We start from the raw sequence: 12,390 nt of genomic DNA on the forward strand, positions 1-12,390 counted from the left end.
ATCGTGGGGCACAGGGCATCCTTCTGAACGAGAGGTCGGCGGTATGAGCAGTCTTTTGCAACTGGAAAATATCTGTAAGCGCTACCCCGGGGTGCAAGCCCTCAAGTCCATCAACCTGCAGGTGGAACGCGGCGAAATTCATGCCTTGCTCGGGGAAAATGGCGCGGGCAAATCGACCCTGATGAAAATCCTCGGCGGCGTCGAGCACCAGGATGAAGGGCGCATTCTGATTGACGGGCAGGCCCGGCACTTTGCGACGTATCGCGATGCGATTGCCGCCGGTATCGGCATTGTCTTCCAGGAGTTCAGCCTGATTCCCGACCTCACGGCCGTGGAGAACATTTTCCTCGGCCATGAGTTGAACAACCGCTTCGGCCTGCTGCGCAAGCGCGATATGCATGAGGCGTCCCAGGCATTGTTTCAGCGCCTGGGGGTGAGCATCGACCTGCAATGCCCGGTGCGGCGCCTGAGCGTGGCCGAGCAGCAGTTCGTCGAAATCGCCAAGGCCCTGGCCCTGGAGGCGCGGCTGCTGGTGCTCGATGAGCCCACCGCGACCCTGACGCCGAGCGAGGCCGAACTGCTGTTCGAGATCATGCGCGAACTCAAGCGCCAGGGCGTGGCGGTGATTTTTATCTCGCACCATCTGGAGGAGATTTTCCAGGTGTGCGACCGCATCAGCGTGTTGCGCGACGGCGGCAATGCCGGCGTCACCGACGTGGCCGACAGCGATATTGACCGCCTGGTGGAGATGATGGTGGGCCGCAAGCTGGAATGCAGCTTCCCCGCCAAACCCACCGCCGCGCGCGGGCCGCTGCTGCTGGAGGTCAGGGATATCCAGTTGCAGCGCAATGGCCCCCACAACCAGTTCCACCTGCACCAGGGCGAAATCCTCGGCTTTGCCGGGCTGGTCGGTTCGGGCCGTACCGAGCTGGCACTGGGGATGATGGGCGCACTGCCGTCGGTGACCAAGGATGTGTGGTTGCGCGGCGCCAAAATCAGCCTCGACGACCCGGCCCAGGCGTTGGCCCACGGCATCGGCCTGTTGCCGGAAAGTCGCAAGAGCGAAGGCCTGATCACCGATTTCAGCATTCGCGAAAACATCTCCATCAACAACCTGCACAAGTACCAGGGCGCCAGCGGCCTGATCGACAAGGGCAAGGAGTGCGCCAGCGTCGAAGCGTTGATGCAGCAACTGTCGATCAAGGCGCCGAGCGGCGAAAGCCGGGTGTTCAACCTGAGCGGCGGCAACCAGCAGAAAGTGGTGATTGCTCGTTGGATCAACCATCACTGCGATGTGCTGGTGTTCGATGAACCAACCCGTGGCATCGACGTCGGCGCCAAGGCACAGATCTACGCGCTGATGCGCAAGCTCACCGAGCAAGGCTACGCAATCATCATGATTTCCTCCGAACTGCCGGAAATCATCGGCATGTGCGACCGCGTCGCCGTGTTCCACAAGGGCGCCATCGTCAAGGTACTGGAAGCGTCCGCCGTCAACCCACAAGAGGTCATGCGCCATGCAACAGGGGGCTCAAGTGAATACGTCCATTAACCGCGCAGGTACCCAGGGGTTACGGCTGAACCTGGCACGACTGGTGCGCTCGCCGGCGTTCTATCCGTTTATCGGGCTGCTGGTGGTCACGGCGGTGATGATCGTGGCCAGCGACAACTTCCTCACCGCCAGCAACCTGTCCAATATCGGCCGCCAGGTGTCGATCAACGCGATCATCGCGGTGGGCATGACCTGCGTGATCCTCACCGGTGGTATCGACTTGTCGGTGGGGCCGGTGATGGCCTTGTCCGGCACCCTGACCGCCGGGCTGATGGTCGCGGGCCTGCCGCCGGGCCTGGCGATTGGCGCGGGCCTGTTGATCGGCGTAGCCTTTGGTATCGGTAACGGGCTGTTCGTGGCGTACCTGCATATGCCGCCGATCATCGTCACCCTGGCGACCATGGGCATCGCCCGGGGTTTTGGCCTGATGTACACCGATGGTTATCCGATTTCCGGGCTGCCGGAGTGGTTTGGTTTCTTTGGCCGCCAAAGCCTGCTGGGCATCCAGGTGCCGATCCTGATCATGCTGGTCACCTACCTGATGGCCTACGTGCTGCTGCAACACACACGCATCGGTCGCTACATCTACGCCATCGGTGGCAACGAAGAGGCGGTGCGCCTGTCCGGGGTGCGCGCGGCGCGCTTCAAGTTGCTGGTGTATGGCATCAGCGGCCTGACCGCAGCGATTGCCGGGCTGGTGTTGACCTCGCGCCTGATGAGTGGCCAACCCAACGCCGGCATCGGTTTCGAGCTGGATGCGATTGCCGCGGTGGTCCTGGGCGGCGCCTCGATTGCCGGTGGGCGCGGGGTGATTGTCGGCACCTTGCTCGGCGCCATGCTGTTGGGCGTGTTGAACAACGGCCTGAACATGCTCGGGGTCTCGCCCTATGTGCAGAGCGTGATCAAGGGCGCAATTATTCTGCTGGCGATCTTTATCAGCCGTCAGCGCCACAAGTAAAAAAACCAGCACCTCGACGCGGCCGCCGTGGCCGCGACGGGCTCTCTCATCTTCAATAAAGGTCAGTACATCATGGATAAGCACAGCCAAATGCAAGCCGTCGTCTGCCACGGCCCGAAAGACTACCGCCTGGAGCGCATCAGCAAACCCCTGGCGCGGCCCAATGAACTGGTGATCCGCATTGCCGCCTGCGGGATCTGCGCCAGTGACTGCAAATGCCACTCGGGCGCGGCGATGTTCTGGGGTGGCGACAATCCGTGGGTCAAGGCGCCGGTGGTGCCGGGGCACGAGTTTTTCGGTTACGTGGAGCAAGTGGGCGAGGGCGCCGAGGAGCACTTTGAGGTCAAGGTCGGCGACAAGGTCATCGCCGAGCAGATCGTGCCCTGTGGCAAGTGCCGCTTCTGCAAGTCCGGCAAGTACTGGATGTGCGAAGTGCACAACATTTTCGGCTTCCAGCGCGAAGTGGCCGAAGGCGGCATGGCCCAGTACATGCGCATCCCCAAGACCGCCATCGTGCACAAGATTCCCGAGTCGGTGTCCCTGGAGGATTCGGCGTTGATCGAGCCCATGGCCTGCGCGATCCATACGGTCAACCGTGGCGACCTGCAACTCGATGACGTGGTGGTGATTGCCGGTGCCGGCACCCTGGGCCTGTGCATGGTCCAGGTGGCTGCGCTGAAGACCCCGAAAAAGCTGGTGGTGATCGACATGGTCGACGAGCGCCTGGAGCTGGCGAAAAAATACGGCGCCGATGTGGTGATCAACCCGGCCCGTGACAACGCCCGTGCGATCATCAACGGCCTGACCGACAGCTACGGCTGCGACGTGTATATCGAGACCACTGGCGTGCCGGCCGGCGTGACCCAGGGCCTGGATTTAATCCGCAAGCTGGGGCGGTTTGTCGAGTTCAGCGTGTTCGGCGCCGAGACCAGTGCCGACTGGTCAATCATCGGTGACCGCAAGGAACTGGACGTACGCGGCGCACACCTGGGGCCGTATTGCTACCCGGTGGCCATCGACCTGTTCGAGCGCGGCCTGGTGACATCCAAGGGCATCGTCACCCACGATTTCCCCCTGGATAACTGGGCCGAAGCGTTCGACCTGGCCAACTCGGTGAAGTCGATCAAGGTGCTGCTCAAGCCGGGGCAATAAGTATGAAATACGTGATTGGCGTGGACATTGGCACCCAAAGCACCAAGGCGCTGTTGGTGGATGGTGAGGGTCGGATCATTGCCCAGCACAGCCAGGGCTATCGCGTGGACACGCCAAAAGTGCGCTGGGCCGAGCAGTGGCCGCAGGTCTGGCTGGACGCGGTGGAGGCCTGTGTGGCCGGGTGCATGGGCAAGGCCGGGGTCGTCAAAGAGCAGGTCAAGGCGCTGTGCATCAGCAGCCTGTACGGCGGCTCGGGGATAGCCGTGGATGCGCAGATCAAGCCGCTGCACCCATGCCTGATCTGGATGGACCGCCGCGCCGGCGAGCAGGTGGCCTGGGTCCGCGAGCAGGTTGACCTGGAGCGCCTGTTCGCGGTCACCGGCAACTCCCTGGACAGCTACTACGGCTTCACCAAGATGCTCTGGCTCAAGCAGCACCAGCCTGAAGTCTGGGCCAACACCCGCTACCTGCTGCCGCCCAACAGCTATATCAATTACTGCCTGACCGGTGAGGTGGCGGTGGATCACAGCAGCGCCGGCAATATCGGCGGGGTCTATGATGTGGCCGCGCGCGGCTGGTCCGTCGAGATGCTGGCGGCGCTGGATATCCCGTTGGCAATGATGCCCGAGCGCTTGCTGTATTCGGGCGAAGTGGTGGGCGGTTTGCTGCCGGAATGGGCTAGGCGCCTGGGCCTGGCGCCGGGCATGCCGGTGCTGGCCGGTGGCGTCGATGCGGCAATGGCGACCCTGGCGGCCGGCGTCACCCGGCCGGGCAACCACGTGGCGATGATCGGCACCAGCATGTGCTGGGGCTACCTCAACCAGCAGGTGGATGCCCGCCATGGCCTGGTGAGCATGCCCCATGTCTATAACGGCCAGCAGGACCTGTACATCTTTGGCGGCGCGATTACTGCCGGTGCCTCGGTAAGCTGGTTTCGCGAGCAGTTCTGCCAGGCCGAGGAGCAACAGGCCCAGGCCACCGGCCAAGACAGCCTGTGGCTGCTGGAACAGCGCGCGCGCGAGATCCCGGCGGGCAGTGAAGGGCTGTTGTTTTTGCCTTACCTGATGGGCGAGCGCAGCCCGGTGTGGGATGACCAGGCCAGCGGCAGCTTTGTCGGCCTGAACCTGTATCACAGCCGCATCCACCTGTACCGCGCGGTGCTCGAAGGCGTGAGTTTTGCCCTGCGGCACAATATCGAGGCGGGCATGCGCGGTGCCCATTCCCTGGACCCACGGTTGATCGTGGTGGGCGGCGCGAGCCATTCGGATTTGTGGATGCAGATTATCGCGGATGTCACCCGCTACCCGGTGTACACCATCGTCCAGGAAGTGGAGGCGGCGCTGGGCGCAGCGTTGTTGGCGGCGCACACGGTGGGGCTGGTGGATAAGGCGCAAATGGACAAAGGCTGGGTGCAGTTGCAGCTGCGGGCCGAGCCTGGGGCTGAAAATGTGCAGGCATACGACCGCGCTTTTGCCGACTACCTGAAGCTGTATCCGGCACTCAAACCGATCATGCATAGCCTGCAAATGAGTTAAGTGAACACAGACCAAGATTTGGGAGCAGGCAAGCCAGCTCCCACAGGGGTTCTCCATTGCATTCGAGACCGTCATCCATGACCACCACCTTCGACTTCAGCCACCAGCGCATCCTTGTTACCGGCGCCACCAGCGGTATTGGCCGGGAAATCGCCCTGCAACTGATCGCCAGCGGCGCCCAGGTCTTTGCCATCGGCCGCGATGCCCACGCCCTGTCCCAATTGGGTTGTGCAACCCTGTGCCTGGACATCGCCAACAGCGCCGCCCTGGACCTGGCCCTCAAGGACTTGCCGCCCATGCACGGCCTGGTCAATTGCGCCGGGATCTCGCGCCTGGAACCGGCAGTGGCGATCAGCAGCGCCGCCTTCGACCACGTGATGAATGTCAACGCCCGCGCCGCCGCGCAAGTCGCCAGCCGGGTAGCGGCGGCGATGATCGCGGCAGGTATCGCCGGCAGTATCGTCAACGTTTCCAGCCAGGCCTCGTTGGTGGCGCTGGAGGATCACCTCGGTTATTGCGCGTCCAAGGCTGCCCTGGATGCGATCACCCGTGTGCAATGTGCCGAATGGGGACGTTTCGGGATCCGCGTCAACAGCGTCAACCCCACCGTGACCCTCACGCCGATGGCGCAACAGGCCTGGTCCGACCCGGCCAAACGCGACCCGGCCCTGGCGGCGATTCCCCTGGGGCGTTTTGCGCAGCCCCGGGAAGTGGCGTTGCCGGTGCTGTTCCTGTTGAGTGAGGCCGCGAGCATGATCAGTGGGGTCAGCCTGCCGATTGATGGCGGCTACACCAGCCGCTAGCCGTTCTCCAGCTTGCCGGCGATCACCACCTTGTCCCGGGGTTTGTGCGGGTCTTGCAGGCGGTCGAGCAACAGGCGCACCGCACTGCTGCCGGCCAGCGACGCATCGTGGGCCACGCAGGCAATCGGCACGCCGAAGATATCGGCAAACGGCAGGCGGTCGATGCCGCAGATGGTCAGGCTGTCGTGGGGGATATTGTGCATGCGCAAGGCGCGCAGGGCGCCGAGGGTGATCAACTGGTTGAAACCCATGATCGCCTCCGGCGCGGGGTGCGCGGCCAGGTAGTCGAGGGTGTGCAGGTAGGAGGGCATCAAGGTGTAGTCGCCGGCGCACACCTCGACCTGCACCTGGGGGTGCTCGGCGAGCACTTCGCGCAGGCCCTTGAGGCGCTCCACGGTGATGCGTGAATGCTGCGGCCCGGTCAGTACCAGCAGGCGCTTGAGCGCCGGGTTCTGGCGCAACAGGTACTGCGCGGCCTCGATCCCGCTGTGGTAGTTGTCCAGCACCACGCGGCTGAACGGGCTGTCGTGGATCGTGCGGTCGAGCAGCACCACCGGGGTCTTGCCGTTGCCCAGGCGCTCCAGGTAATCGGGCTGGTAGTCGGGCTCGTCGGAGACCGGCGACAGGATAATCCCCGCCACGCGATAACCCAGCAGGGTATCCACGGCCTTGCTTTCCAATTCTTCCAGCTCGTCGGTGTCCACCAGCATGATGGTGTAGCCGTGCTTTTTCGCCTCGCGGGAAATCGCCTTGATCATTTCGCTGTAGAACGGGTTGTCCACCGACGCAGTGATCACCCCGATGATCAGGCTTTCGCTGCGCTTGAGCCCGCGAGCAAAGGCGTTGGGCACATAGTCCAGCTCGCGCGCCACCTCAAGGATCCGCGCCAGGGTGGCGGGCTTGACCAGGTCAGGTTTGCTCAACGCCCGCGACACCGTGATGGTGGTCATATTGACGCGTTTGGCGATGTCGCTGATGGTGACGGATTTTTTCTTGTTCATCGGCAGGTGGGACCAGGAGAAAACATCAGGAGGCTACCATGGGCATCGGGTCAAAGCACCGGATCCCAACGCTGTGACCAATCGCTCTCGGCCTTGACCACCCCGCGCAGCAGCACCAGGGCCTGCTGCAGGATCGCCGAATCACGCTCACGCGAGTACACCAGGTAGGTCGGGAAACTGAACTCCGGGGCCTTGGGCACGCGCTCCATCACGCCGCTTTCGAGATAGCTCTGCACCACCCGCGTGCGGAAATAGCCGCTGCCACCGTTCTCCAGGATGTACTGCAAGGCCAACGGCCCCAGGTTGAAACTCACAGCCGCGCGGGCCTTGTCCGGCAGGGCGGCGTCGTGTTGCTGGCGAAAGCCCGCGCCCCAGTCGATATACACATAGGGATCGGGGCGGGCGGCCAGACGCACCAGGATCAGTTTTTCCTCCAGTACCTGCTCCACCTGCAACCCCGGCCAGTACTGCGGCTGGAACACCAGCGCCGCATCCAGCACCCCCAGTTCCAGCTGGCGCAACAGGTACTCCCCGTCACGCACTTCGGTGCGCAGCGCATGGCTGGGGATGTGTTCGCGCAGGGCCTTGGCCCAACCGAGGATCAGCGGGTTGCACAGGCTGACTTCGCCGCCGATATGCAACACATTGCGATAGCCCTCGGGTAACGGCAGGTCGCGGCGTGCGGCTTCCCAGGTTTGCACCAGTTGATTGGCATACACCACGAATGCCTCGCCATCGGCCGTCAACCGCGCCCCGGCGCGGTTGCGCACAAACAGGGTGCTGTCGAGCTGGCTTTCGAGCTTTTGCACCCGGGCGGTGATGGCGGTCTGGGTAACGTGCAGTTTCTCGGCGGCTGCGGCCAGGCTGCCGCAGCGGGTGATTTCCAGGAAAGTGCGTGCCAGTTCGATGTCCATGTCGGCTCCGAGGCAGGAGCGAGCGTGCTCGCGAAAAGTGTCAACGATACCACGCGCCTCTTCGATGAGTGCGTTGCTCCAGGGCTCAGCGCGTGCGCGTGGGCTCACGCTTTCCTTAAGGAAAGGCCTATGTCTGCTCGCTGTGTGCAGGGCTAGTTTGGGATGTGCCCAGGCGGGCTCGTCCCCCGGCATTTCTCACCACTTCACTGCACCAGTGAAAAGGAGACGCAACATGTCGACTTCAACAACGTTTAACCTTTCTCCCTTTGCCAGCAATACCGTGACTCACTTGGATCGTGTCCTTCACCACGATCAACGCGGTGGCGAACGCACAATCAACGGCAAACCTTCATATACCGTCGAGCAGGCCGCCGATGAGATAACCCGTGACAATTCTCGTTGGCACGATACCAATGGTGATGGAAAAACTGATGTCACCTACCAGTTTCGAACGACGGCCGGGCCGTTTTTTCGGGCATTGGGCCTGAGTGGGTTCAGTGAATTCAATCAGGCCCAGAAGGATTCAGCGCGGCAGGCCATGGACCAATGGTCGGATGTGGCGAATGTGCGCTTCACCGAACAGGCTCAGGGAGCGGTGAGTGAGGGCAATATCAACTTTGGAAACTTCAATGAAAGCGCTGACGGCAAAAACGCTTTCGCGACGACGCTGCCTTCTGAAACGACACAGCGATATCTGGCGGCAAACCCGCGTATTCCACGGTTCGGTGCAGCCTCTGAAATATGGCTGGCCGGATCGGATGAGGTCCATACAGCCCCCAGCCATTCCAACGACGGGCACAGAACCACCGCCCACGAACTGGGGCATTCCCTGGGGTTGTCGCACCCGTTCAGAAGCCTTCCTACAGGTTCGAGTTACGCGACGGCTACCTACGCGGAGGACACCAGCGGGCATAGCATCATGAGCTACTGGAGTGAGCAGCATACTGGCCAGTCCTTCGTAAAAAACGGCATCAACTACCAGCCCTCTACACCGATGGTGGATGACATGGCCGCCATCCAGAAACTCTACGGGGCGAACCACGAAACCCGGACGGGCGATAACACCTATGGCTTCAACTCCAATGCCGACCGTGAGGCTTATCGTTTGAGTTCATCCAGAGACGCTCCGGTGTTTACAGTCTGGGACGGTGGTGGTGTAGACACGCTGGATTTTTCTGGGTTTAACGATAATCAGGTGATCAATCTCAACGAAGGCGCACCGTCGGATGTCGGCGGGATGAAAAAGAATGTATTCATTGCCAAGGGCACGACCATCGAAAACGCCAAGGGTGGGGCGGGAAACGATATTTTTATCAGCAACCTTACCCAGAACATATTGACTGGCGGCGGTGGCAGGAACTCCTACCTGTTCTTGAATGCGCAGCAATCGACACCGCAGAGTCCTGATCGAATCACCGACTTCGTGTCGGGCAAGGACAAGATCGACGTGTCCAACCTGCGGGCGACGGGGCCAGAGGCTACTTATGTGGATGAGCGTGACGTTTCAGTGGTTGATGAAGCGCTGCATGGAGTTGAATCAGCGCCGAGGCGTGACATTGCGGAAAAACCCATGAGGTTCGTCAGCCGGTTTACCGGTGAAGGTCGACAGGCCATTTTGGAGTACGACGCTCAAGCCCATCAGTCCACGCTGCAGATTGACCTGAACGGTGATCGTCGCGCCGACTTCCTGCTCAAGATTGATAGTGAGCAGCCTTTGAAGGGCTCCGATATCAAAGCCTAAGCCCGCAGCAACCTGTAGTCGGAGCCGGTCAGCCGGCTCCTGCAGGTGATCGCGTTTCAGGTGGGCGTATGCGGTGCTTGCAAATGCTGGGTCGGGAACGCCCTGGCATACGCCTGGCACACCCGCAGCACCTGCTCATCGGCAAACCGCGCCCCCACCACATGCAAGCCCACCGGCAAACCATTGGCCGCCAGCCCGCACGGCACCGAGGCCGCCGGTTGCTGGGTGAGGTTGAACGGATAGCTGAAAGGCGTCCACTCCATCCACTCGCCCAGCCCGGAGCCCGGTGGCACGTTATGCCCGGCGTCAAAGGCGGTGATTGGCAGCATCGGCGAGACCAGTAGGTCGTAGTGCTCATGGAACGCCGCCATGCGCGCCACCAATGCCGCCCGGGCCTCCAGGGCGGCGCTGAAGTCGGCCAGGCCGAGGCGTTCGCCCTGTTGCGCAATGCGCAGCAGGCCGGGGTCGAGCAGCTCGCACTGGGCGTCGGTCAACTGCCCGGTCAGGCGCGCCGCGCCGGCACACCACAGGGTACTGAACACCTCCAGCGGATCGCTGAAGCCCGGGTCGATCTGTTCGACATGCGCTCCCAGTTGCACCAGGCCCGCGACCGCTTGGGCGACCACCTCGGCCACCTGCGGATCGACGTCCACGTAACCAAAATCCGGGCTGTAGGCGATGCGCAGGCCCTTGAGGTCCGTGCCCGGCTTGAGCCATGGCGTGTTGCGCGGCGCGCCGATCAGGCCGTCCCGGGCATCCGGTTGGGCCACGGTTTGCAGCATCAGCACTGCATCTTCCACGGTGCGGGTCATCGGCCCCAGGTGCGAGAGGATCGTCATCGAGCTGGCCGGCCATTGCGGTACGTAGCCAAAGGTCGGCTTGATCCCGAAGGTGCCGGTAAAGGCGCAGGGAATGCGGATCGAGCCGCCAGCATCGCTGCCCTGGTGCAACACGCCAAGGTTCAGCGCCGCCGCTGCACCCGCGCCGCCGGACGAACCACCGGCTGTGGTGCGCGTGTCCCAGGGGTTGCGGGTGATGCCGTACAGCGGGTTGTCGGTGACGCCTTTCCAGCCGAATTCCGGGGTGGTGGTCTTGCCCAGCAACACGGCGCCGGCCTTGCGCATAAACGCCGAAAACGGCGCGTCAACGTCCCACGGCCCGGTGGCGGAGGAGGTGCGTGAGCCCTTGCGTGTGGGCATGCCTACCGTCAGGGTCAAGTCCTTGATCGACGCCGGCACCCCGTCCAATGCCCCGCAGGGCGCGCCCTGGAACCAGCGCTGCTCCGAAGCCCGTGCGGCGTTCAAGGCGCCCTCGGGGTCGACATGGCAGTACGCGTTGACCACCGGGTTGTAGCGCTCGATGCGCAGCAGAGTGTCTTCGGTCACTTCCACCGGCGACAGGCTCTTATTCCGGTAGCGTGCCAGCAGTTCTACAGCCGTCAGGTTGGCGATCTGCGTCATGCTGCGTCACCTCCCTGTTGCGCGGCATTGACCATGGCCCGCAGCAGCACCGCGCAGCCGGCGGCCAAATCATCCGGCGCGGCGTTTTCGATTTCGTTGTGGCTGATACCGCCTTCGCACGGCACAAAAATCATCCCGGCCGGGCCCAGTTCAGCGACAAAAATTGCGTCGTGCCCGGCGCCGCTGACAATGTCCATGTGGCTCAGGCCCAGCACCTGGGCGGCATCGCGCACGGCGTTGACGCAGGTCGGATGAAAGTCCAGCGGCGGGAAGTCGGCGGTGGGCGTCAATTCATAGCTCAAACCATGCTGCTTGGCTGTGGCTTCGATCACTTCACGCACTTCATCGACCATGGCCTGCAGCTTGTCGGCATGCAGGTGGCGCAGGTCGATGGTCATCTGCACTTGGCCGGGAATCACGTTGCGCGAGCCCGGATGCAGGGTCAGGCAGCCGACCGTGCCGCAGGCGTGGGGTTGCTGTTGATGGGCAATGCGGTTGACCGCACTGACCACCTGCGCGGCACCCACCAGGGCGTCCTTGCGCAGGCGCATGGGCGTGGGGCCGGCGTGGGCTTCGACGCCGGTGAAGGTCAGGTCGAACCACTTCTGGCCCAGGCAGCCCATGACCACGCCGAGGGTGATGGCCTGATCTTCGAGGACCGGGCCCTGTTCGATATGCGCCTCGAAGTAGGCGCCCACCGGGTGCCCGAGCACCGCACGCGGGCCGGCGTAGCCGATGCGCTGCAGCTCGGCGCCCACCGACAGACCTTGCTCATCCTGTTTGTCGAGGGTTTCCTGCAGGTCGAATTTGCCGGCAAACACTCCCGAGCCCATCATGCACGGCGGGAAGCGTGAGCCTTCCTCGTTGGTCCACACCACCACATCAATCGGCGCTTCGGTTTCCACGCCCAAGTCATTCAAGGTGCGGATCACTTCCAGGCCGGCCATCACCCCATAGCATCCATCGAACTTGCCGCCGGTGGGCTGGGTGTCGATGTGGCTGCCGGTCATCACCGGTGGCAGGTTGGGGTTACGCCCGGCGCGGCGGGCAAAGATATTGCCGATCGCATCCACGCTGACACTGCACCCGGCCGCTGTGCACCACTGCACAAACAGGTCGCGGGCCTGGCGGTCGAGGTCGGTCAGGGCCAGGCGGCACACGCCGCCTTTGGCCGTGGCGCCGAGTTGGGCCAGGTCCATCAAGGATTGCCACAGGCGGTCGCGGTTGATCAGCGGGGCGTTGCTCTGGAGCGGTTGCGCAAAACTATTCATCAG

Annotated in this window: 10 protein-coding genes; 6 read left to right on the forward strand and 4 right to left on the reverse strand. The window is 62.9% G+C overall.

Annotated features, from left to right (window positions below):
- Positions 1-43: 43 nt before the first annotated feature.
- From JFT44_RS17215 to JFT44_RS17235, 5 genes are all read left to right on the forward strand, one after another.
- Positions 44-1,552 (forward strand): sugar ABC transporter ATP-binding protein, encoded by a 1,509-nt coding sequence (locus JFT44_RS17215; protein WP_057960112.1) that lies wholly within the window; start codon positions 44-46, stop codon positions 1,550-1,552.
- Positions 1,518-2,510, forward strand: a complete 993-nt coding sequence (locus JFT44_RS17220; RefSeq protein ID WP_115128590.1) for an ABC transporter permease — start codon at positions 1,518-1,520, stop codon at positions 2,508-2,510. Before JFT44_RS17215 ends, JFT44_RS17220 begins: the two co-directional genes overlap by 35 nt.
- 72 nt (positions 2,511-2,582) lie before the next feature.
- Complete coding sequence (locus JFT44_RS17225) at positions 2,583-3,662, forward strand: alcohol dehydrogenase catalytic domain-containing protein (RefSeq protein WP_115128589.1); 1,080 nt, start codon at positions 2,583-2,585, stop codon at positions 3,660-3,662.
- Positions 3,663-3,664: 2 nt separating this feature from the next.
- On the forward strand, positions 3,665-5,197 hold the full coding sequence (locus JFT44_RS17230) for an FGGY-family carbohydrate kinase (protein WP_057441624.1): 1,533 nt from the start codon (positions 3,665-3,667) through the stop codon (positions 5,195-5,197).
- 77 nt (positions 5,198-5,274) lie between these two features.
- Positions 5,275-6,000, forward strand: coding sequence for an SDR family oxidoreductase (locus tag JFT44_RS17235; RefSeq protein ID WP_057960109.1), 726 nt, complete (start codon positions 5,275-5,277; stop codon positions 5,998-6,000).
- Here JFT44_RS17235 and JFT44_RS17240 read toward each other — a convergent pair.
- Together JFT44_RS17240 and JFT44_RS17245 are read right to left on the reverse strand one after the other, a co-directional pair.
- The gene (locus tag JFT44_RS17240; protein ID WP_057441621.1) at positions 5,997-7,001 is read right to left on the reverse strand and encodes a LacI family DNA-binding transcriptional regulator; all 1,005 of its coding nucleotides are present in this window, start codon (positions 6,999-7,001) and stop codon (positions 5,997-5,999) included. The two genes, JFT44_RS17235 and JFT44_RS17240, sit on opposite strands and share 4 nt — an antisense overlap.
- A gap of 50 nt (positions 7,002-7,051) precedes the next feature.
- Entirely contained in the window at positions 7,052-7,915 is an 864-nt protein-coding gene (locus JFT44_RS17245; protein ID WP_057960108.1) for a LysR family transcriptional regulator, read from the reverse strand.
- 232 nt (positions 7,916-8,147) lie between these two features.
- Between JFT44_RS17245 and JFT44_RS17250 the strand changes: the two genes are divergently transcribed.
- Entirely contained in the window at positions 8,148-9,656 is a 1,509-nt protein-coding gene (locus JFT44_RS17250; RefSeq protein WP_198830953.1) for a M10 family metallopeptidase C-terminal domain-containing protein, read from the forward strand.
- 56 nt (positions 9,657-9,712) lie between these two features.
- Here the strand turns inward: JFT44_RS17250 and JFT44_RS17255 are convergent, their stop codons facing one another.
- Together JFT44_RS17255 and JFT44_RS17260 are read right to left on the reverse strand one after the other, a co-directional pair.
- Positions 9,713-11,116: an amidase gene (locus tag JFT44_RS17255; protein ID WP_198830954.1), complete on the reverse strand. Its 1,404-nt coding sequence runs from the start codon at positions 11,114-11,116 to the stop codon at positions 9,713-9,715.
- Positions 11,113-12,387, reverse strand: a complete 1,275-nt coding sequence (locus JFT44_RS17260; RefSeq protein ID WP_198830955.1) for a Zn-dependent hydrolase — start codon at positions 12,385-12,387, stop codon at positions 11,113-11,115. Before JFT44_RS17260 ends, JFT44_RS17255 begins: the two co-directional genes overlap by 4 nt.
- Positions 12,388-12,390: the final 3 nt, after the last annotated feature.

Origin of the sequence: Pseudomonas sp. MF5691 (genome assembly GCF_016405645.1) — a bacterium.
Lineage (GTDB): Bacteria > Pseudomonadota > Gammaproteobacteria > Pseudomonadales > Pseudomonadaceae > Aquipseudomonas > Aquipseudomonas shahriarae.

Bases quoted from the DNA above. Each gene is read 5' to 3' on its own strand.
- JFT44_RS17215 (WP_057960112.1), top strand. From the start codon at position 44: ATGAGCAGTCTTTTGCAACTGGAAAATATCTGTAAGCGCTACCCCGGG.
- JFT44_RS17220 (WP_115128590.1), top strand. From the start codon at position 1,518: ATGCAACAGGGGGCTCAAGTGAATACGTCCATTAACCGCGCAGGTACC.
- JFT44_RS17225 (WP_115128589.1), top strand. From the start codon at position 2,583: ATGGATAAGCACAGCCAAATGCAAGCCGTCGTCTGCCACGGCCCGAAA.
- JFT44_RS17230 (WP_057441624.1), top strand. From the start codon at position 3,665: ATGAAATACGTGATTGGCGTGGACATTGGCACCCAAAGCACCAAGGCG.
- JFT44_RS17235 (WP_057960109.1), top strand. From the start codon at position 5,275: ATGACCACCACCTTCGACTTCAGCCACCAGCGCATCCTTGTTACCGGC.
- JFT44_RS17240 (WP_057441621.1), bottom strand. From the start codon at position 7,001: ATGAACAAGAAAAAATCCGTCACCATCAGCGACATCGCCAAACGCGTC.
- JFT44_RS17245 (WP_057960108.1), bottom strand. From the start codon at position 7,915: ATGGACATCGAACTGGCACGCACTTTCCTGGAAATCACCCGCTGCGGC.
- JFT44_RS17250 (WP_198830953.1), top strand. From the start codon at position 8,148: ATGTCGACTTCAACAACGTTTAACCTTTCTCCCTTTGCCAGCAATACC.
- JFT44_RS17255 (WP_198830954.1), bottom strand. From the start codon at position 11,116: ATGACGCAGATCGCCAACCTGACGGCTGTAGAACTGCTGGCACGCTAC.
- JFT44_RS17260 (WP_198830955.1), bottom strand. From the start codon at position 12,387: ATGAATAGTTTTGCGCAACCGCTCCAGAGCAACGCCCCGCTGATCAAC.